Here is a 21,182-nt window from a genome sequence, read left to right on the forward strand (position 1 = left end):
GAAAATGAATGGGCAGACCCGCCGGGTCTGCAGCGAAAAACTGTGGGTTCGGAGACAATGGGTGGTGCGGAGTTTACCTGAAGCGTGCCCTCAACCGATCTCCACCTCATGACCGATCTGAAGCAATTCATCCGCGATGTCGCCGATTTCCCGCAGCCTGGGATCGTTTTTCGCGACATTGCCCCATTACTGCGCAGTCACTTCGAGCCCACCATCGACGCGATGAGCGGGCTGCTGACCGCCGGGGAATGGGGGCGGATCGACGCCGTCGCCGGCATCGAGTCCCGCGGCTTCATGCTGGGCGCGGCCCTGGCGCTCAAGCACGGCAAGGGGTTCGTCCCGATCCGCAAAAAGGGCAAGCTGCCCCCGCCGGTCGTCAGCATCCCTTACCAGCTCGAGTACGGCGAAGGGGTGCTGGAAATGCAGCAAGGAAGCGGCCGGCTGCTGTTGATCGACGACGTGCTCGCCACGGGTGGCACCCTGGCCGCGGCGGCCGATCTGTGCCTGGCGGCGGGCTACCAGGTCGACGCCCTCGGAGTGCTCATTGACCTCAATCTGATCAAGGACTTCCGTTGGGAAAGCCAGCCGGCGCGGACCGTGATCCGATACTGATCGGACACAAGAACTGACAATTCTTCACCCCGGGCCAGAGTGCCTGGCGCCGCGCCCTCGCTGACAATGTTGTCCATAGCAAGGGCTCGGCGGTGCCTTCAGCGAAGCACCGCTTCGCTCCGCCGAGCGGGTGTACATGGATGTACGCCCTGGGCTTGCGCGAAGCAGGATTGCACAGCGCAATGTCGTTTGGGGGTTGCCATGAAGAACTCAGCGAAGCGGACTCTGGCCGCACTGGCGGTCACGTTCGGTGTAGCCACTCATGCCCTGGCCATCGAGCCCGGCCAGGTCGTCGACAATTTCCGCCTGCTCGATCAGCAGGGCAAATCGCACGAGCTCTATTACCTCTCGGACATGAAAGCCGTGGTGCTGATGGTCCAGGGCAATGGCTGCCCCATCGTACGCCAGGCGCTGCCGGCGCTCGCCGAGGTGCGCGCGAAGTATCGGGCTCAGGGCGTCGAGTTCCTGTTGCTCAATTCGAATCTCCAGGACACGCGCGACCTGGTCGCCAAGGAAGCGACCGACTTCAAGATCGACTTCCCCATCCTGCTGGATGAATCTCAGCTCATCGGCGAAGCGCTCGGCGTGGTGCGCACTTCCGAAGTGTTCGTCATCGACCCCAAGGGCTGGAAGCTGAAGTATCGCGGCCCGATGGACGACCGGCTCTCCTACGAGCGCCAACGCCCGGCGAAGAATCATTATCTGACCGACGCGCTCGACGCCGTGCTGGCCGGCAAGCCCGTGGCGATACCGCACGCCGATGGCGTCGGCTGCCTGGTCAATTTTCCTGAAGCCGATCGCAGGACCAGTCACAACCAGATCTCTTATTCAAAAGAGATCGCGCCGCTGCTGAAAGATCGCTGCGTCGTGTGTCATCAAGTCGGCGGCGTCGGGCCGTGGGCCATGACGAGTTACGACATGGTGAAAGGCTTCGCGCCGATGATTCGCGAAGTCCTGCGCACTCAACGCATGCCGCCGTGGCACGCCGATCCTCACTACGGAACATTCGAGAACGCACGCGGCATCACCAGCGATCAGCGCAAGCTGCTGGTGCATTGGATCGAAGCAGGCGCGCCGCGCGGTACGGGTGACGATCCACTGCTCGCCATCAAGCCTGAAATCAAAGAATGGAAACATGGTAAACTGGATCTGATCGTTGAAGTGCCGGCGTACGACATTCCAGCCACAGGCGTCATCGAATATCAGTATCCGCGCGTGAAGAATCCGCTCGGCCGCGATGTATGGATCACGGCGGTGGAAATTCATCCGGGCGCGAAGCAAGCAATTCATCACATCATCGCCAACGACCCTGTCGTCGCCGGCTCCACCGGCGAGCGCAGCGGCGGCAACCTCGCGGGCTTCGCACCGGGCATGGAACCGATCGTGTATCCGCGAGACACGGGCGTGCTATTTCCGAAGGACGCGGACTTTGTGTTCCAGATGCACTACACGCCGAACGGCCAAGCCGTCACGGATCACAGCAAGGTCGGCTTCTATTTCCGTGAAGCAAACAATCCGCCGAAGTACCCGCTGCATCTCACAGCGCTGACCGATTTCAAATTCGAGATTCCGCCCGGCGCGAAGGAGCACACGACGGTGGTCACTCGCCCCGTCCAGCGCGACATGCTGATCTACAACATCATGCCGCACTCACATCTGCGCGGCCGCGCCGGCACGATGACCGCGATCTATCCGGACGGTCGCGAAGAAATCCTGCTCAACGTGCCCAAGTACGATTTCAATTGGCAGACGGTGTACGAATACCAGCAGCCCAAGACCATTCCCGCCGGCTCGAAGCTGGTGTGGACTTTCAGCTGGGACAACTCAACACAGAATCCCGCGAACCCCGATCCGACCAAGCCCGTGCACTGGGGCGATCAGACCTTCGAAGAAATGGGCATCGGCTTCGTGCGCTTCCGCTATCTCGACGAGACCACCGCGGCCGCGAAGACAGCGGCACGCGACGATTAAATTTTCGTCAGCTCCTGCGCGTCCATCGCCCGCTGCATTCGGGCGTCCTGCCCAGCATCAGCTCATCGCGCCAGCAAACCTTACAAGCGGCTCCATGAGCCGCTTTTTCATTTTGTGTGCGTGATTTTCGTGCTGTAGAAATACTTACCGCGATAGTTGTCGCCATTTTGCGAACTTGTTCATCCGGGGCCGTTATCGGCGTTAAGTTTCGCTATAGTGCGCGTCTGCCGACAGATCGGCAGCAACTAGACCTATAAGGATTCGTGCTGATGTTGAGAAAGGTGCTGCTAGCGCTGCTGCTGGTGCTAGGACCGGTGTCCGCCTTCGCCGCGACGATGTATATCTCCGATGAGCTGACTGTCCCCCTGCGTCGCGGTCCATCGAATGGACACAAAATCATCAACGCCGCGCTGCCGAGCGGGCTGGCGTTGGAAGTGCTCGGCGAAGACAACGCCGCCGGCTTCACGCAGGTGCGCACGCCCAATGGCATCGAGGGATGGTTACCCACTCAGTACCTGGTGAGTCAACCCGTCGCGAAGGACCGACTGGCCGCCGCGACCAAGCGCGTCGAGACGCTCGAAGCTCAGCTGAAATCGACACGCGAGAATTATCAGGACGTGCGCGGTGCGCGCACCGAGATCGAAGGCAAAGCGACCGAGCTCTCGAAAGAAAATCAGAAGCTGCAGAACGAGCTCGCGGAAATCCGCCGCGTCTCGGCCACGGCCATCACGCAGTTCGAAGAAAACAAACAACTCAAGACCAGCAATGCATCGTTGCAAACTCAGGTCACGCAGTTGACCGAGGAAGTGCACGACTTGAAGCGCAATGTGATGTTGCGCTGGCTGTTGTCGGGCGGCGCGTTGGTGCTGATTGGATTGATTCTCGGCGCGTGGATCAAGTCGCGACCGAAGCGCAGCACCTGGGCGTAAGGACCAGGCCTTAAGGGGCTCCGCTTAGGAGCCCTGAAGAGAAGCCTGTGAACGATCGCGGCGCCAGCATTGAGAGATCGTTGTGCCGTGGCCTGCAGGAGGACACCGATGGCCTAGACAACAACGGGCCAACTCGCAAAACCTTACTCGCCTCGACCGCTCACAGGCAGGCTCACAGATTGATATGAGACCAGCACGATCACATCGGACCCGGGAGCGGACTCGCAGTTTCGAATGAGCTGCTTGATGGTATAGATCTGGCTGCCTCCGGGAATGAACCCCCGGCACCTGAAAAAAAATCTAAGAAGTAACGGCAACTGCGCCGCGAGAGGGCAGTTGCATCAAGGGCGGGGCAACAATTCGCTGGTGCCGTCGACGCGGGCACGGAACATCTGGCCGTCCTTGCGAATGGACAGAGCTTCCATCACCGGCGCATGCGTCTGCTCATCCCGATGCGGATACACCTGCACGGCAATCACTTGGCCGCCATATAGAGAAGTCACGGTCGGCACCATCGTATGACCGACCAGAATCGCCTGGACGCCGAAACGCTCGCGAATCCGCTCGATGTCGCTTTGCTCGGCGACCTTGAAGCCACCCTTGAGTGCCGCCTCTCTGAAATAGCCCCGATACCACAGCGGACCTTCTTGTCCCATCACGAACTCGGTCTGCTCGCCGCGCGGCGCGCTTTGTTCCGTCAGCGCAGCTCGTACCGTTTGATTGACCGCCGACAAAGTCAGTCCGCGATCGATCAGCTCGCGCGAGATGCCGCCGTGCAGACATAAATACTGCCCCAGCCGAAACACCGCGGCTTTGCTACGCAGCCATTGGCCCAGTAACGCTTGCTCGCTCCACAACGATGCGTGCCGGTCGACACCGAGCAGCGACGCGACGCGTGGATACTTTGGATTGAGATATCGATCGTCGCCGGTCATCACCATCGCTTCGTGATTGCCAAGCGCGAGATGCACGCCGCCGCCCGCCCGCGCAGCTTCCGCTTCGAGCTTGTAAATCAGCCAGAGCAATTCGGTGTGATTCGGACCGCGATCGAAAACGTCGCCGAGCACGGCCAGATGTCCTTTGCCGAATGACCAGCGCAACCGCTCGTCGATCACTCCATGCCGCTGCAAGAGCTGCACGGCGATCTCGAATTCTCCGTGCGTGTCGGCCATCACGAACAACGGCGTGCGTGCGTTGAGTTGAATTTCATCGCGCGCCGGTTGAGCCGGACTGCGCAGCTTGACCTCGAATGACGGCAACGTTCCTACGGCCGCGACAGTAACGACATCGCCGATCTCGAGGGCCCGATCCCGGACTTGCGGCCCTTCACTCCGGTCCTCGATCCGCAGTGAATGCCAACTGCCATCGGCAGCACGCAGCACATACGGCCCGTCCTGCAATGTCTCGGCCCGAGTCAGGCCGCTGACGAGCAGCAGAAGGGTCGCGAGCGACAGTGCCCGCAGGCTCGAAAACTTGGCGAGATGCGACATGGATCGCATCATAGAGCAAATATTTCTTGATCCGCCGCGGCCCGGGTCACGACGCCGAAACCGCACCCCCACCTGAACGCGAACTCCGTCAGGAACCTCCAATTGAGAGCGGCGGCTGGTTTCAGCCGCGCCGGATTTGGTTACTATCGACGCCGATGAGCACGATCACCCTTGGTCCAGCGCGTATGGGCGATGCACCTGCCATTGCCCACCTGTCGCGCGATTTGATCGAAGCCGACCTGCCCTGGAGCTGGACGCCCCGACGCGTTGCCGGCCTGATGCGCCAGCGTGAAAGCGCCGCTGTGATCGCGCGCGATCAGAATCGTCTCGCCGGCTTCATCCTCGCCCAGTACGGCGACGAGTCGGCGCACATCGCATTGCTCGGCATCGCGAACGAATATCGCCGGCAAGGTATCGGCCGGCGCCTGGTGCAATGGGTGGAGGAGACGGCGATGGTGGCCGGCCTGTTCCTGGTGCGCCTGGAAGTGCGCGCCGGCAAGCGGGAAGCGCGCCATTTCTACGCCAGGCTGGGCTATCGCGAGACCGATCGCGTCGACGGCTACTACAGCGGGCTCGAAGACGCGATCAAGATGTCGAGAGACCTGCGCGCCCTGTCTACATCCAAATAGGCCACCTCAAAATAAATCGCCCGCCGGTCCCGGCATCATCTGCGAGCGCACCAGCGGAATCGGCGGGCCGCCGTACGACAGGAACTCGTCGTTGAACAGCTTCCATGCCTCGCGGCCGCCGCGACTGCTGGACCAGTCATCGCGCAGCTTGCGGATCATCAGCTTGCCCAGCGTGTAGTTCAGATAGCCGGGATCGTACGTGCCGCGCGCCGCCTGCTGTCGAGCATTGCCTGCATCCTGAAACGCCTTCTCCTTGAACATCTGCTCGCACTGAGCAACGGTCATGCCCTGCGTGTGCAGGCCGATGGCGCACATATAACGAACGTTCCGTAGTAGCGCGTTCAGCAATTGGCCGATGTGCTGTTCCGGCTCGGTAGCCGCGATGCCGTGCTCGATCATCAGCTCCTCGCCGTAGTGGGCCCAGCCTTCAGCAAAGGCATAACCGACGAACAGCTGGCCGAAGCGCCACGGCGAACGATTGGAATGCAGGAACTGCAGGAAATGGCCCGGCCACACTTCATGAACGGAAGTGAATAGCAGATCGGCCTTGCCGGGCACGTACGCGTCCTGTTCGGCCTTGGACCATTTCGGATCCGGCGGCGCGATGTAGTAGACCGACGGCAGCTCTTTTTCGAACGGCCCGGGAATATTGATGTAAGCGAAATTCTGGCGCCGATACGCGGGCGCTTCTTCCACCTTCGCTTCCTCGGTCCCGGGAATGCTGACGATGTCGTGATCCAGAATAAATTTCCTGAGCGTCTCGAGCTGGGCACGCGCCCCCGCCACCGCCCCGCCTTCGGGCTTGTCCGCATTCATGCGGGCGACGCACTCCTCGATCTTCGCGCCCGGCGCGAAGGCCTTGCATGCTTCATTGAGTGCGGACAGATTGCGCTCCAGATCGGCGCGCCCGATGGCCTCGAGCTTCTGCAGCGGCACATCGACGTTCTCCGTCATTCGCAACATGGCGGAGAAACGCTCGGCACCGATCGCGTAGTTGTCGTTGGCGGTGGCACGCTGCGACTCCAGCCACTTGCTGAAGTCCTCCATCGCCACTGCCGCCGGCTCGATCGCCGCCGTCAGCTCTTTCTTCAGATCGTCGGGAATTCCCGCGAATGCCTGCGGCACATCGTTGCGATAAAAGTCCACGAAGCCGCCGAAGCTCGCGACACCATAATCGATGAAGGTCCGCGGCAGCGGCAGTTGCAGGTTCGCTTTGATCTGACCTAACGCCGCCGGCACCTGCTTCACGTAGGTAATGAATGCGCGGGCCCGCTGATCCACCGGCGCATAGGGCGTCGTTACATACGTGCTCGGATCCAGGCCATTGTCGAAATACCAGGACGGATTGGTGAACGGCTGCCGGGCATCGCGCAGCTGGAACAGATCGTTGTCGATGCGGCTCACCACGTAGTCGCGCTGGAACCGCTCCTCCGGCATCAATCCGTCATCTTTGAAGCCGATCGCCCGGGCGCGCATCTGTTCCAGGCGCCCAATTTCTTTCTTGAGACCGTCGGCACTCCAGTCCGGCATCTGACCGTCGAACTCGTGTTTGCCGCTGGTCACTGCGAAGCCGGGATGAGTGCGGAAGTAACCGTCGATGAACTCGTCGACGTACTTCGACCACTCGACATTGACGACCGGCTCGGGCGTCGCCGTGGCACGTCCGGTTTTTTCATCGACCGGCGGCGACGAACGATCGCATCCGGCCAGGACCGCCAGCACCGCGATGACGCACAGAGTGCGACCTAAACCTGCCATTCCCAATCCTCGGCAAAAGATGAGCGGGGATGATAACCGCTCATCCTAATCTTCAGGCTGGGCAATTTTTACGCTGGGCTCAGAAATTCATCCGCAGCGACACACCATAGTTCCGTGGCAGGTTGGTGAGATAACCGACGCGGGCACGAAAACCACGCTCACGGTCCAGTGACAGGAAGGCCCGCTCGTCCCAAAGATTGTTCACGTACAAGGCCGCCTCCCACACATCGGACTTCACGCCGAAGCGCAGATTGCCCAGATCGTAGCTGGGCAGTTCCGGCTCGAACGTGAATTGCGAGATGGTGGGTGCGCCAAAGGCGAAGAAGCCCGGCGCGCCGGCGCAACCCACACAACCGGTCGGCGGTTCCTGATCGGCCAGCTGCGTGTAGGACGAGCCCACGTGTTGAAACGTGAAGTTCACAAAGCCATCCAGAGAAGTCGAGAACGGCCAGTTATAGGTGGCGCTGGCCGCGGCCTGGAACTCCGGCGAGGTCGGCAGCCGGTTGCCGTCGCGAATGCCCGCGATCGGCGCGCCGCTGGCGTTCAGCCGGGACTCGGTGATCTCCGCCTGTACATAGGTCGCCGACACTCCGAGATCCCAATGTTCGTCAGGCCGCGCGAACAGCTCCACTTCCGCACCGATGGCCTCGGCCTTCGCGTTCAGCACGATGCGCGATGAGCACGAGCCCGCGTCGGCGATCACTTGCAGATCGTCGATGTCTGAATAGAACACCGAGGCGTTCAACGTGACGCGCCGGTCGGCCAGCAAGGTCTTCGCGCCCAACTCGTAGTTCAGCACCTTCTCATCCTGGAACGTCGGTTGTCCGCCATACGTCACGCGATCCTCGGCGGTGCAGAGCGTGACGTTGAGCGGATCGTTGATGCCGCCGAGACGAAAGCCTCGCGCCACCTGCGCCGTGAGCAGCACATCGCTATCCGGCTTGAAAGACAGAATCACCCGCGGCGAAAAGCCATCCGAGTCGGTCGAGCCGGGCACATTCGTATAGCCCACGTCGGCGAACACGCCGGCGAACGTCAGGTGCCGATCCTCTTTGAAATCGTAATAGCGCAGGCCACCGGTCAAGCTCCACTGCTCGTTGAAATGCATCGTGCCTTCGCCGAAGGCCGCGTACTGCTGGAAGCTGTACGGCACCTTCGAGTAGTACGGCGTATCGGGCGGGGCGTTGAAGCCCGCGCTGGTCGGGAATCCCAAGCGCACGAGCAACGCATCGTAGCCCGGCGTCGGCAGATCCTGGCCGTAGTCGCGATCGATATCCTGATAGAACGCACCGATCAACCATTCGAACGTGCCGCCGCCGTCGGAGGCCAGGCGCAACTCCTGGCTGAATGCCTTGAGCGACGTCCGGTCGTACAGCGGCGAATTCAGACGCACATCCGCCGAGGTCGCGATTCCAGTGGTGCCACTCAATGACAATGTGACGCTGCCGGTCAGCTGGCTCGCATCGCGCAGCACGGTCAGATCGCGGTCGGTGTAGGAACTGACGGAAGTCAGCGTGACGCCGCCGAAACCGAATTCCATTTTCAGATCGGCCAGCGTGAGCTCGTCGTCGATGCCTTCGCGGAGCTGTGTGACCTGACCGCGCTCGCCCGGATTCACCGGCGGCTCGGTGGTCGTATAGGGATTACCCAGAATGTTGTAAGCATCGATGCGCGGATAGCCGTCAGTCTTCAGCTTCTGATAAACGACGCGCGGCGTGATGGAAATGCGCTCGTTGGGCTGAATGAGCAATGCCACGCGGCCGCCGGTCTTGTCACCGCCGTTGACATCTTCTTTTACGGCACGACCGGGATAATATGAATCGATGAAGCCGGCCAGCTCGTTGTAATAACCGACCACGCGTAACGCCGTGGTCTGGCCCATCGGCAAGTTGATCATGCCTTTGATATCGCCGCCCCAATCGGTGTCGGTGCCGGTGTAGCCGCCGACCTCGACCGCGCCTTCGAACTCAGTCAACTTCGGCTGCCGTGTGATGTATCGCACCGTGCCCGCCGAAGACCCTGCGCCAAACAACGTTCCCTGCGGACCCCGCAGGACTTCGAAACGTTCCAGATCGAACAAATCCAGATCGGGCGTGAACAACGCCACCGAGATCGCCGACTCGTCCAGATACACGCCCACCGACTCCTTCACGCCGGGCTGATCGCGCACCACTTGTCCGGCACTGATGCCGCGAATCGCGACCTGGCTCTGACCCGGCCCGAGGTCGGTGATAGTCAAACCGGCGAAATTGCGCGACAGCTCGACGATGTTGTCGGCCCCCGAATTGCGGATCTGGCCCTCGCTGGCAGCAGCGACCGAAAACGGCACGTCCTGCAAAGCGCTTTCGCGCTTCTGCGCGGTGACGACGATCGTTGCCAGAATGTCTTCCTGCGACGGCGGCGTCGCGGCTGCCGCGCTCCGCGGCGTAACAGCCAATCCCAGTGCTGAAGCGATCGCGACCAAGATCACATCTTTGTGCTTGCTCATTGGATCCTCCCAGATGGTGGATGACACCCCAGCGTCAGAATTTCAGCGCGGCTCGGGCATGGACATAGCGGCCGGGCACGGGATAGATCGTGCCGTCGTAGTTGTTCAGATCGCAGCTCAGACACGGCGGAGGATCTTCGTCGAGCACGTTGTTCACGCCGATCGCCACCTGCAATTTCTGATCGAAGGCCGAGGGCGTCCAGCTCACCTGCAGGTCGGTGTAAACCCGGCTGTCCATCTTGTTGGTCAGATTCACCGGATCGGAACAAAGACTGGCCTCGAGCCCGGCATCGACCACAGAGCCCGGGCAAGTCTCGGTGAGCTCGCTCAGATAACGCAGCGTCAGCGAGGTGACAAAGTCGTGCAGCAGCCAGTCCACCGCCAGCGTGGATTTGTAACGTACGTAGCCGCGCGTCGGCGAACCCACTTCGATGCCGCCGCGCTCCGTCGGCTCGAGCCCGTTCGGGCCGAGCGTGAATTCCTTATAGCCGCCGAGATAAGTGTTGGACCACTGGAAGCGCAGCCCGCCCCAGCTCTGTTCCGGCATCGATAGCGCCACCGTCCAGTCGAAGCCGTCGGTTTCGATACGACCGATGTTGGTCAGCTGATTGGCGAACGCGGTGATCGAGCCGCCCGGCCCGCGAACGATGCCGTTGCAGAACAGCGATGACAGCGTGTTCACACAATTGTTCAACTGGATCTGCGCGGACAGCGCCTGGATCGCGTCGTCGAGTTTGATGTTGTAGTAGTTGACGTCGAACGTCAGATCTTCGATCCAGGAAGCGTTCTCGGCCCACGTCGGGTTATAGGTGAAGCCAACAGTCCAGGTCTCCGACGTCTCGGGTTGCAGATTCTCGTTGCCGCCGGTCTGCACGCTGATCTGCTGATTGAGCTGTGTGAATGTCGTCGGTACGCCCAAGGCTGCGCAGTTCGCCTGCACCGTCGCCGACCCGTTCGTCACATAGTTGGAACAGGGATCGTTGATGTTGCTGTCGAAGCGCGAGCCGGTGTTGAACAGCTCGCCTATATTGGGCGCGCGGAAACCTTCGGCATAGTTGGCACGCACGGCCAGATCGTCCACGACACGCCAGTAGATACCGCCCTTCAAAACATTGTCGCTGCCGATGTTGTCGTAGTCGGAGTAGCGCACCGCCGCCGACAACTCCAGCCGTTTGATGGCCGGCAGATCGCCGAGTATCGGCGCCCGCAATTCCAGATAGGCCTCACTCACTTTCGTCTCGCCCGCCGTCGGCAACGCCGGCACGTCGGCCGTCTCGCCCGCCTGCACCACGGGGTCCGGCGTGAACGAGCCGGTCTCCTTGCGATATTCGAGGCCCAGCGCGTAAGCGAACGCGCCGCCCGGCATATCGAACAAGTCGCCGCTGAGGTTCGCGATGATGTCGTTCAGCTCCTGCGCGCTTTGGTCGCTCTGGGTGAACGTGGCCCAGTTCAGCATGTCTTGCGTGATGCTGCCCTCGCCGTTCGGCCCCTGACCGCCGAAGATGTTGAATGGCACGCAGCCAGGCACGGCGACACATGCAGCCTCAGGCCCGAGCGCCTGTGCCAGCTTGCGAGAGTTGAAGATGTTATGACCCAGTTGCGAGGCATTGTTCTGGCCCCAGTTCAAGCTCACATCCCAGAACATCGGCCGGTTGCCGAAGTGCAGGTCGCCACTGAACGTGCCTGACACCAGCCAGGTATCGACGGTCTGCTCGAAAATGCGCGGCCCGGCTTCCAACGGCCGCCGGCCGATGGTGATGAGATTGCTCCGGCCGTCCAGGTCGATGCCGAACGGGTTGTAGCGCTGATTCGCCGGAATGAAAATGTTATCCAGATAAAAACCGGCGCCGGCATCCGAGCCCATGGGCAACGGGTTCGGCGCCGCTTGATTGGTCGACTTGCGATTCGTGTACGCCGCCGTGAACTTGAACACGACGTTATCGGCAATGTCGTACTCCGCCTTGCCGAACAGATTGACGCGCCGGGACGGCGTGATCAGATAGTTGTACGGTCGATAGTTGAATCGATCCGCCGTGCCGAACGCGTGGAAGTCGCCGCTCGCCGGATTGTTTGGATTGTAATTGGGCAGAGTGACGCCATTGTTGAGCACGCCGTTGTTGAGCGTGATGTCGATCACGTCGGGCTCGCCATCGCCATCGAAGTCGCCGCGCGGATCGAGAAAGATGAAACGCCCCTGCGGCGTATTGCCGCTGGCGCCAACGCCCGGAGGGGCGCCATAAACAACTTCACGAGACAGCGCGCGATCGCTCGAGAACACGGCGTCCTGTCGCGTGTAACTTGCCGCGAAGAAAGCGCGACTGCGCTCTGCGCCGGCGCCAAACGAAAAGCTGTAATCCTGCGTGTAGCCGTCGCCCTCGTCGAACATCGCTTGATTGGTCTCGAACCCGGCGCCGCTGAAATCGGAGCGAGTGATGATATTGACGACGCCGGCGATGGCATCCGATCCGTAAATCGGCGATGCGCCATCCTGCAGCACTTCGATTCGCTCGATCGCCGCGGTCGGCACGGTGTTCAGATCGACCGCACCCGACACGCCGCTGGCCGACGAGCCGCGCACCCAACGCTTGCCGTCCACCAGTACCAGCACGCGCTTGGAGCCGAGATATCTCAAATCGATTTCGCTCGCGCCCGCGCCGATGCCACCGCCATCGGGCGGAAAGCCGAGATTGCCGCTGGCGTTATTGGAACGATTGATCGCCGAGCCCGAGATGGGCAGTCGCTGCAAATAATCCGCGACGCTGACTTCGCCGCTGCGGGCAATGTCCGCCGCCGACGCTGTTTGCAACGGGGCGACCGCATCGACGGGGTTCTGCCGGATGCGCGAGCCGGTGACGATGACTTCTTCGGGCTGGGTTTCGGCGGCCGATGCGGCCGGGCAGCAAACCATCAGTGTTGCCTGGGCAACACATATGCTCGCCGTTGCGGACAACTGACGAGCACTCCAACGATCGATCTTTGTTCTTGCCACGATCGGTGACCTCCGCTGGGAGAAGGTCGGAACGTAGCACCGATCAGGGTGTGGCCAATACGTCTATATACTGAACGTCGATGCCTGCATGCATCGCAACGGATTGCATACTTTCTGGCTGCCGCTTTTTCGCATCACTCGTTAGTGCAGCGCAGTGATTGCGCGTATACAACAAGCGAAATCGCTAAAACAAATTAGCAAACAAATAGCGGTAGGCACTGGGCTCGATCAGCGCGACGTATACCAAGCCAGTGATGGCTCCGCCCAAATGTGCGTCGTGATTGATTCGCCCATGCGGATTGCGCGCGGCGTACCACGTGTAGGCGAGATACCCGATGCCGAACAACGGCGCCGGAATCGGCACCGGAATCGGAATGATGTACAGCGACTGGTCGGGAAAGAACACGATGGCCGCGAACAGCACCGCCGAGATCGCGCCCGACGCGCCCAGGCAGGCGTACTCGGGATTGTTCTTTTGTTTGATGTAGGTGCCGAGATGACTGATCAGCAGACCGGCGATATATAACACCATGAAGTGGGTCGAGCCGATCGCCTGCTCCAGCAGAAAGCCGAAGAAGTAAAACGTCATCATGTTGAAGATCAGATGCATCAGGTCGGCGTGCACCAGGCCGCTCGACACGATGGTGTCGTACTGCCGCCGGCGCAGGAACCAGTAAGGCCGGAACAGGCAGCGATCGATGAGCTTGGGATTGCCGAACAGGCCGATCAGACTGGTGGCGATGGTGATGACGAAAACGATCAGCGCAGGGGACAGCTGCAAGCTCACGTGTTGGGTTCCTGACAGACAAGGGGAGCTGACGCGCTATTGTGCCGGAATCGTCTGACGCGAGCGCGGCTCAATCGAGCAAAAGATGCTTTATGGCGGGACCTTGGCGGGGTTACTGTAACCTTCAATGTCCGCCCCACCCGCATCCGGCGACGACCGCATCGGCATGCTCGATACGACGCGCGGTGTCGCCGTGCTCGGCATCCTGCTGATGAACATCACGGGCTTCGGGCTGCCCTATTCCTATGACAATCCCACCGTGTGGGGCGACGAATCGGCTGCCGATTTAGCCGTATGGCGCCTCATGGCGTTGTTCTTCGAAGGCACGATGCGCGGCTTGTTCACGCTCCTTTTTGGTGCCAGCGCCTTGTTATTCCTGCAGCGTCATACAGCGCACACCCACGAACTGCGGCCGGCCGATTTGTATTTTCGTCGCACTCTGTGGCTGATCGTGTTCGGCCTGCTCAACGGTTACGTGCTGCTCTGGAGCGGCGACGTGCTGTTCTATTACGGCTTCGCCGGTTTGGCGCTGTTCGTGTTCCGCCATCTCTCGCCCCGCCGCCTGCTGGCCCTCGCCGCCATCTTCATGGTTCTGCAAACCATGATCTCGGTGGGCGAATGGCTGGACTTCCGCGAGACGCAGGCACTCGCTCAAGCGGCGTCCGCCCGCCAGGCCGCGGGCGAGCCGTTGGCTGACGGCGACCAGGAAGCAATCGACGCTTACACCGCTCTGCAGGCCGAATTCCGCCCGGAACAGGAGAATCTGGAAGCCTATGTCGCCAATGTGCGCGAGAGCTACTCCTCGGCGTTCTCCGTGCTCCGAGGCGACACGTGGTTCATGCAGACCGAGTTCTTCTTTCGCCACGGCATCGTCGAATGTTTCGGCATGATGCTGCTGGGCATGGCCTTGTTGAAACTCGGCGTGCTCACCGGAGCCAGCTCGACTCACACCTATCTCATGATGATCGTCGTCGGTTATGCGATCGGGCTGACCGTGAATGTTGCCGAGATCCGCCAGTTGGAGAGTGCAAACTTTTCGCCCCAAGCCCTGATGAATGTTCTGCTCACCTATGACCTCGGTCGGATCCCCATGACGCTAGGCCACGTCGGCCTGATCGCACTCCTCTGCCGGATCCCGTGGCTGACGAATGCCTCGCGCGTGTTTGCTGCCGTCGGACAGATGGCTTTGACGAATTATCTGACACAGAGTTTGTTTGGCCTGCTCCTGTTCACCGGCGCCGGCCTCGCGCTCTACGGCCAGCTCGCCCGACATGAGCTGTATTACGTCGTGATTGCGATCTGGGTTGTACAGCTGATCTGGAGTCCCCTGTGGCTGCGCCACTTCCGCTATGGACCGGCGGAATGGTTGTGGCGATCAGCGACGTATTGGCGGTGGCAGCCGCTGCGGCGTGCCTCGGCGTCGACAACGCAGGTATCGGCGCCAACCTAGCCGCTCTGCGCTTCAAATATCTTTCGCACCGACTCCATGGTGTCGGCCTCCTCCGGCCGCTTGTCATCGCGATATCGTTTCACTCTCGCCAGCCGTAACGCCAATCCTCCGGGATAACGCGGGCTCGCCTGCAAATCGCTGAACGCAATCTCCACCACCAGTTCCGGCCGCACATACACCGTCCAATCGTCGCGATGAGTCTCGCGCGCCAGAAACTCCTTCGTCTGCCACTCGAGCATCGCGTCGGTGAGCCCTTTGAACGTCTTGCCGAGCATCACGTATTCACCGGTCGCCGGATCGAGCGCGCCCAAATGCAGATTCGATAGTTTGCCCGTGCGCCGCCCATGCCCCCACTCGGCAGCGAGCACGATCAGATCCAGCGTATGCGCACGTTTGATCTTCAGCCAACTCGCGCCACGATTGCCCGCTTCATAAGGCGCCAACAATGACTTCGCCATGATGCCTTCATGACCGGCGGAGATAGCAGCATCGTAGAACGCACTCGCTTCTTCCTCAGAGGCAGTCACGAGCCTGGGAATGATGAATTCACCCGGCACCGCCCGCGCCAGCGCCTCATAACGATCACGCGTCGGTCGATCGGCCAGACTCTCCTCGCCGAGGCGCAAGCAGTCGAAGAAGTACGCACGCATCGGCAACTCCGCCTGAAGTTTCTCCACATCGAGCTTTCGACCGAACCGACGCATCGTGATTTGAAAAGGATGCGGCCGACCCGCCGCGGTAAACGCGATCGCCTCGCCATCGAGAATCACTTCTCGCGCCGGCAATTCTTTCACCAGCTTCGCGATCTCCGGCACGGCCGCAGTCACATCGTTGAGACTGCGCGTGTAGATATGCACGGAGTCGCCATTCTTATGGACCTGGATGCGCGCCCCATCCATCTTCCATTCAAACACCGCGTCGTCGCCCAATTGTTCGAGCGCTTCGCCTACATCCGCCGCAGTTTGCGCCAGCATGGGGGCGACTGGAGAAAGCAGCTCCAACTGAAAGTTCGCCAGCGCACTCTCGCCTTCGACCAGCGCCGCATGCGCTACGGCGCCCAGGCTCTTCGCATACATCGCCGCGCGGCGGACCTTGTCGACCGAAATCTGAGCGGCCGCCGCAATCGCATCCACCATCACACCGGCCAGCGCCCCTTGCCGGAGCTCGCCAATCAGCAGGCGCATCAGAAAATGTTGCTCAGCCTCCGTCGCGCGGGAGAACAACTCACGCAGCGCTTCCGCGCGGCGCGTTGTCGAACCGCTGCCGCGAATGCCAGCGATCTCGGTCAAGCGCTGATCGACTTCCAATATAGAGAGCACGGGCTCACTCGCGGATGACTCCGCGCTGGCTGTCTTCAACACCGCATAACCGATGCCAAACTTACCCTGGGGCGTCTCGCCAGAAAGATAGGCGACGCCAATGACGATTTCGTCCGCCGCGAACTGACGCAAGCACGCCGCCAGCTCACGCACCTTCGCCAGCCGCGCCGACGTGGACGCGACTTTGGTAGAAGTCTCGACGATGACAGCCAATAACGTCATGACTCACGTTACTTTCTCACCGCCCGTGCGCGGCGGCTGAACAACTCGGCCAGCGTATCACTTTCCGCAAGCTCCGCTCGTGCAACCCCGCTATCGTGGAGTGATGCACCAGGGTGTCCGGAAACGGCGTGTAACTCTTCGCTGGCTCGCAGAGCCTTAGACGTGATCCCCAACAAAAATGACACGGCCCTTCCCTGGGCCGTGTCTAGTGCAGGATGAGGCGGGAGGCGCCCTCCTCCTGATTACTTGTACTTGTAGGCGAGACGCACGCCCACCTGGCGACGCTCGCCCCAGCTGTAGAACGTCCGCGGCGTCCCGTAGAAGGCTTCGGTCTTCACCGCTTCATCGAGCGCATTGGTGACGAACGCCTCTGCACTCCACTGATCCGTGCTCGAACGGAACGCGATGGCCGCATCCACCATCGTGTAGGAGGGCTGCAGGCCGAAGTCCTTTTCGCCCGGATCGGTCGGGCTCAAGGTCCCCGCCGGTCGATCGGTGCGGTTCTCCCAGCCGAGGAACATTTCGTCGTAATAGCTGGCGCGAATGCGCGGCACAATCGCAGCGCCGCCTGGCAGCGGGAACTCGTGCGAGTACTGCACAGTCAGCTGATATTCCGGCGCGTACGGCAGGCTGTTGCCCGCGAAGTTGAAGACGTTGCCGACGCAGGCGCCGTTCGCCTGAACACCGAGGGCACAGTTGTTCCAGATGCGGCCGCGCGCGTCGCCGAAGTTCTGTTCGTTACCGAAGAACTCATCATAGGTCGCATCCAGGTATGCGAACGTCGCAGCGAGCTGGCCCCGTCCGTCGAACAACCCCGCCGAGGCTTCCAGCTCCAGACCCTTGATGGTGGCGCCGCCCGCGTTGGTGTTGGTCAGCGTCGACTGACCCGTGACCGGATCGATGACCGCGCCGGTGACCTGCATGTCCGAGAAGTCCATGTAGAACACGTTGGCGCTCAGCCGCCAGTTCTTGAAATCGGTCTTGATACCGAGCTCGGTGCTGTTGACCTCTTCGGGCTTCTGCAGCAGCGAGTTGTTACGTGAGAAGTCGAGCGTGCCGTTACTGGTCACGAGATCGTCGTAGCCCTTGCCATCCTGCAAGACGCCTGACTTCCAGCCGGTCTCATACGACAGATACACCATGACCGAATCGGTCAGGTCATATTCGCCGCGCGCCATCCACGTCGTCTTGCTCCAGTCGCCTTTCATATCGTTGTACTGGCGGTAGTAACAACCCTGCGCCCCGTTCAGCGCCGCCGCGTTGCGTACGAGATTGGTCGGCAGATCGCCGCGCAGGGCGAAGGTGCAGTCAATCGAACGTCCGCCCTTATCCTCACGGGTGTCGTCGATGTAGCGAGCGCCCGCGGTCATCCGAAGTGAATCGGTGAACTTGAACGTGCCTTGCGCATACGCGCTCTGCGTCTCCAGCGAGCGCGCCGGCTGTACGAACGACGACAGCACGGTGGCCTGGTCCTGAGGCGTGAAGCCCCAGCTCCCGTGCAACATGTCGAAGCGGATGCTGTTCTCTTCTTCGAAGTAGTAGAGGCCAGCGGTGTAGTTGAAGCGCGCGTCGTCGGGATTGGTGAGCTGCAGCTCGTGCTGCGTGCCCTTGTAGCTCGAATCCACAGTGTTACGCGTGTCGCCCTGCGGCTCATTGCCATACATCTGAGCCTGGCTGAACTCGGCGTAGCCGCCGATGTAACTCAACGTGTAGCCCGCGCCGAGGCCGATATCGAGACGCGTGCGGAGGCTGTCGGAATCCAGGTCCAGATTGCCGGCGGCGGTCGCGTTGTTGACCCGATGTTTGAAACTCTGGCTGGCGACATCGCCGGTACCGCGATTGCGGAAATTCTCATAGACGAGGTGCCAGCTCACATCGTCGGACGGCTTGAAAAGCGAGCTCACTCGGAACGAGCTGAGATCGACCGTGCCGTACTTGCGCGAGGAAGCAAACGGATTGCCCGGCGCGTAGTCGGTCTGACCTTCCTGCTCATCTTTGGCGCCAGCGACGCGGATGGCCCAGTCTTCCGTGATCGGCACATTGGCCATGCCGCGAAGTTGCAGCAGTGAGTAACTGCCCGCGGCGATTTCGCCCGATGCATCGAAGCCTTCCAGACGGGGTTTGGCCGAACGAAGCGACACGGCGCCGCCGGTCGAGTTGCGTCCGAACAGCGTGCCCTGCGGGCCGCGCAGCACTTCGGCGCCATCGAGGTCGTACATCATCACCGTCGTGCCCTGGGAACGAGCCGAGAACACGCCGTCCGTGTAGAACGCGATGCCCTGATCGCCGGCTTCCGTCTGGTTACGCGTGCCGAGGCCGCGAATGAAAACCAGCGGCACGGCGTGATCGCCGTTCGAGAAGAATTGCAGATTGGGCACGAGGCCGCGCATGTCGAGCAGCGTCGTGACGTGATTTTCATCCAGGCTTTCCTGGCTGAACGCCGAGATCGCCAGCGGCGTTTCCTGCAGGTTCGTTTCGCGACGGGTCGCGGTCACGACAATGGTTTCGAGACCGGGTTCGGCCGTCTCGGCCGCCTGGATGCCCGTCGACATCGACAGGCACATGCCTACCCCACCCAGGACCAAAGGCACCTTTCGCATGATTCATCCCCCAATTTGTTTGCTCGTTCCGTGGTTGCCGGCAGCGTTGCCAGAGCCAACGCCCAACCTGTGCGATCGAGGCGTCCGGCTGTTGGCAAATATCCTAAGGGGATAATGACAGCGCTGTCCAAACAATTTTGAGTATCAGATCTTGCGCGCCCGGGAATTTGCCGGAAATGTCGATAAATCTGCGGTCTCAAGTCCTTGTTCGGCTTGACCATCGCTGGACAATGTCAGCCATGTGCACGTACGCTTCAGGGGCCGATTGTGTGGTCCATTTGATACAGCAGCGCGGACGTTGCGCGCCCGATAATGCGCAATGCAGCCCAACAAAACTCAGGGGAAGCTCGTGTCCGACATGCGAATTCGCAGCGTGCTTATTGTGGGCGGCGGCACGGCCGGCTGGATGACGGCCGCCGCGCTGTCAAAGGTCCTGCCGAACGATTACTGCGCGATTCGTGTGGTCGAATCCGAAGAAATCGGCAGCGTCGGCGTGGGCGAAGCGACCATTCCCATGATTTCTGTCTTCAACCGGTTGCTCGGCCTGGATGAAAACGATTTCGTGCGCCAGACCCAGGGCACGTTCAAGCTCGGCATCCAGTTCGTGGACTGGGCCGCCCTCGGCCACAGTTATCTGCATCCCTTCGGACCTTTCGGCACCGACCTCAAGGGCGTCTCCTTCCATGCCTGGTGGCTGAAACTGCGCTCGCTCGGCGAGCCTACCGATCTCGACGATTATTCACTGCCCGCCGTCGCGGCCCGCAACGGCCGATTTATGCGACCGGTTCAGACAGGCAACACGCCGCTCGCCACGCTCGCATACGCATTTCATTTCGATGCCGCGCTGTATGCGCGCTATCTGCGCAACTACGCCGAGCAGCGCGGCGTCGTGCGCACCGAAGGCAAGGTGGTGGACGTTCAGCTCCACGGCGAGAGCGGCTTCATCCAATCGGTGCAGCTCGCGAGCGGAGAGCGCATCGAGGCGGACCTCTTCATCGACTGCTCGGGATTCCGCGGCCTGCTCATCGAGCAAGCGCTCAAGAGCGGCTATGAAGACTGGACTCACTGGCTGCCCTGCGACCGCGCCGTGGCCGTGCCCTGTGAAAACGCAGGCGATCCCCTGCCCTACACACGCTCCACCGCGCGCAGCGCCGGCTGGCAGTGGCGCATTCCGTTACAGCATCGCATCGGCAATGGCTATGTGTACTCGAGCAATCACCTGAGCGATGACGAAGCGGCGCAGACGGTGCTCGCCAATCTTGATGGACGGCCGCTCGCTGAGCCGAGGCTGCTCAAGTTCGTGACTGGGCGGCGTAAGCGGTTTTGGAGCAAGAATTGTGTGGCCATCGGTCTTGCGTCCGGCTTCATGGAGCCGCTCGAATCGACCAGCATTCATCTGATCCAGAGCGGCATTGCGCGGCTCCTCTCGCTCTTTCCCGATCGCCACTTCGAGCCCGCGGACATCGAGGAATACAACCGCGCCTGCACTTTCGAGTTCGAGCGCATTCGCGACTTCCTTATCCTTCACTATCACGCGACTACGCGCGATGACTCGCCGTTCTGGAACCAGTGCCGGACTATGAGTATCCCGGAGAGTCTGAGGCAACGGATCGAGCTGTTCCGCAGCCGCGGGCGCATCTTCCGTCAGGATACGGAGCTCTTCACTGATACCAGTTGGTTCGCGGTGTTTATCGGGCAGGGCATCGTGCCGCGGGGGTACGATCCGGTTTGCGATACGTTGTCTGCTGAGGACTCTCGGCGGCGGGTGCTTCAGGTGCGGTCTGTCATTGCTAACTGTGCTGGGGCTATGCCGAAGCATATGGATTTTATTCGGCAGCACTGTGCGGCGGTCGGCGCTTCGCGCCTGTAGAGATCCCCACCCACCCGCCCACCGATCTCTCGAGTTGGCGCTGCGCGCCGCTTGCGAAGACCCACGCG

13 protein-coding genes are annotated in these 21,182 nt (G+C 61.2%); 6 read left to right on the plus strand and 7 right to left on the minus strand.

Features of this window, described 5'->3' with window-relative positions; genetic code table 11:
* The first annotated feature begins 108 nt into the window (after positions 1 to 108).
* From ACFPN2_RS11600 to ACFPN2_RS11610, 3 genes are all read left to right on the plus strand, one after another.
* A complete protein-coding gene (locus tag ACFPN2_RS11600) occupies positions 109 to 612 on the plus strand; it encodes an adenine phosphoribosyltransferase (RefSeq protein WP_380596763.1) in 504 nt (167 codons plus the stop codon).
* Between the two features lie 201 nt (positions 613 to 813).
* Positions 814 to 2,583, plus strand: coding sequence for a redoxin domain-containing protein (locus ACFPN2_RS11605; RefSeq protein WP_380596764.1), 1,770 nt, complete (start codon positions 814 to 816; stop codon positions 2,581 to 2,583).
* 269 nt (positions 2,584 to 2,852) lie between these two features.
* The gene (locus ACFPN2_RS11610; protein ID WP_380596765.1) at positions 2,853 to 3,512 is read left to right on the plus strand and encodes a TIGR04211 family SH3 domain-containing protein; all 660 of its coding nucleotides are present in this window, start codon (positions 2,853 to 2,855) and stop codon (positions 3,510 to 3,512) included.
* Positions 3,513 to 3,853: 341 nt separating this feature from the next.
* Here ACFPN2_RS11610 and ACFPN2_RS11615 read toward each other — a convergent pair whose 3' ends face one another.
* Positions 3,854 to 5,002, minus strand: a complete 1,149-nt coding sequence (locus ACFPN2_RS11615; protein ID WP_380596766.1) for a metallophosphoesterase — start codon at positions 5,000 to 5,002, stop codon at positions 3,854 to 3,856.
* A 26-nt stretch (positions 5,003 to 5,028) separates the two neighbouring features.
* Here ACFPN2_RS11615 and ACFPN2_RS11620 point away from each other — a divergent pair, with 26 nt between their 5' ends.
* Complete coding sequence (locus tag ACFPN2_RS11620) at positions 5,029 to 5,631, plus strand: GNAT family N-acetyltransferase (protein ID WP_380596767.1); 603 nt, start codon at positions 5,029 to 5,031, stop codon at positions 5,629 to 5,631.
* 6 nt (positions 5,632 to 5,637) lie between these two features.
* Here ACFPN2_RS11620 and ACFPN2_RS11625 read toward each other — a convergent pair whose 3' ends face one another.
* The 4 genes from ACFPN2_RS11625 to ACFPN2_RS11640 all read right to left on the minus strand — a co-directional run bounded on the left by ACFPN2_RS11625 (position 5,638) and on the right by ACFPN2_RS11640 (position 13,653).
* On the minus strand, positions 5,638 to 7,389 hold the full coding sequence (locus ACFPN2_RS11625) for a DUF885 domain-containing protein (protein WP_380596768.1): 1,752 nt from the start codon (positions 7,387 to 7,389) through the stop codon (positions 5,638 to 5,640).
* Positions 7,390 to 7,468: 79 nt separating this feature from the next.
* Positions 7,469 to 9,877, minus strand: coding sequence for a TonB-dependent receptor (locus tag ACFPN2_RS11630; protein ID WP_380596769.1), 2,409 nt, complete (start codon positions 9,875 to 9,877; stop codon positions 7,469 to 7,471).
* 34 nt (positions 9,878 to 9,911) lie between these two features.
* Positions 9,912 to 12,785: a TonB-dependent receptor domain-containing protein gene (locus ACFPN2_RS11635; protein WP_380596770.1), complete on the minus strand. Its 2,874-nt coding sequence runs from the start codon at positions 12,783 to 12,785 to the stop codon at positions 9,912 to 9,914.
* A gap of 265 nt (positions 12,786 to 13,050) precedes the next feature.
* A complete protein-coding gene (locus ACFPN2_RS11640) occupies positions 13,051 to 13,653 on the minus strand; it encodes a rhomboid family intramembrane serine protease (protein WP_380596771.1) in 603 nt (200 codons plus the stop codon).
* A gap of 127 nt (positions 13,654 to 13,780) precedes the next feature.
* On the opposite strand from ACFPN2_RS11640, the gene ACFPN2_RS11645 reads away from it, so the two are divergent.
* Positions 13,781 to 15,103 carry a DUF418 domain-containing protein gene (locus tag ACFPN2_RS11645; protein ID WP_380596772.1) on the plus strand — a complete coding sequence of 441 codons (1,323 nt, stop codon included), beginning with the start codon at positions 13,781 to 13,783 and terminating at the stop codon, positions 15,101 to 15,103.
* Here the strand turns inward: ACFPN2_RS11645 and ACFPN2_RS11650 are convergent.
* Complete coding sequence (locus ACFPN2_RS11650) at positions 15,100 to 16,644, minus strand: ATP-dependent DNA ligase (protein WP_380596773.1); 1,545 nt, start codon at positions 16,642 to 16,644, stop codon at positions 15,100 to 15,102. The two genes, ACFPN2_RS11645 and ACFPN2_RS11650, sit on opposite strands and share 4 nt — an antisense overlap.
* Before the next feature lie 242 nt (positions 16,645 to 16,886).
* Positions 16,887 to 19,244, minus strand: a complete 2,358-nt coding sequence (locus tag ACFPN2_RS11655) for a TonB-dependent receptor (RefSeq protein ID WP_380596774.1) — start codon at positions 19,242 to 19,244, stop codon at positions 16,887 to 16,889.
* 319 nt (positions 19,245 to 19,563) lie between these two features.
* On the opposite strand from ACFPN2_RS11655, the gene ACFPN2_RS11660 reads away from it, so the two are divergent.
* Entirely contained in the window at positions 19,564 to 21,114 is a 1,551-nt protein-coding gene (locus ACFPN2_RS11660) for a tryptophan halogenase family protein (RefSeq protein WP_380596775.1), read from the plus strand.
* Positions 21,115 to 21,182: the final 68 nt, after the last annotated feature.

Origin of the sequence: Steroidobacter flavus (genome assembly GCF_042651805.1) — a bacterium.
GTDB lineage: Bacteria > Pseudomonadota > Gammaproteobacteria > Steroidobacterales > Steroidobacteraceae > Steroidobacter > Steroidobacter flavus.

Coding starts and splice junctions, on each gene's coding strand:
- ACFPN2_RS11615 (WP_380596766.1), bottom strand. CDS start 5,002: ATGTCGCATCTCGCCAAGTTTTCGAGCCTGCGGGCACTGTCGCTCGCG.
- ACFPN2_RS11630 (WP_380596769.1), bottom strand. CDS start 9,877: ATGAGCAAGCACAAAGATGTGATCTTGGTCGCGATCGCTTCAGCACTG.
- ACFPN2_RS11600 (WP_380596763.1), top strand. CDS start 109: ATGACCGATCTGAAGCAATTCATCCGCGATGTCGCCGATTTCCCGCAG.
- ACFPN2_RS11645 (WP_380596772.1), top strand. CDS start 13,781: ATGTCCGCCCCACCCGCATCCGGCGACGACCGCATCGGCATGCTCGAT.
- ACFPN2_RS11660 (WP_380596775.1), top strand. CDS start 19,564: ATGCAGCCCAACAAAACTCAGGGGAAGCTCGTGTCCGACATGCGAATT.
- ACFPN2_RS11605 (WP_380596764.1), top strand. CDS start 814: ATGAAGAACTCAGCGAAGCGGACTCTGGCCGCACTGGCGGTCACGTTC.
- ACFPN2_RS11610 (WP_380596765.1), top strand. CDS start 2,853: ATGTTGAGAAAGGTGCTGCTAGCGCTGCTGCTGGTGCTAGGACCGGTG.
- ACFPN2_RS11635 (WP_380596770.1), bottom strand. CDS start 12,785: ATGGTTTGCTGCCCGGCCGCATCGGCCGCCGAAACCCAGCCCGAAGAA.
- ACFPN2_RS11655 (WP_380596774.1), bottom strand. CDS start 19,244: ATGCGAAAGGTGCCTTTGGTCCTGGGTGGGGTAGGCATGTGCCTGTCG.
- ACFPN2_RS11650 (WP_380596773.1), bottom strand. CDS start 16,644: ATGACGTTATTGGCTGTCATCGTCGAGACTTCTACCAAAGTCGCGTCC.
- ACFPN2_RS11625 (WP_380596768.1), bottom strand. CDS start 7,389: ATGGCAGGTTTAGGTCGCACTCTGTGCGTCATCGCGGTGCTGGCGGTC.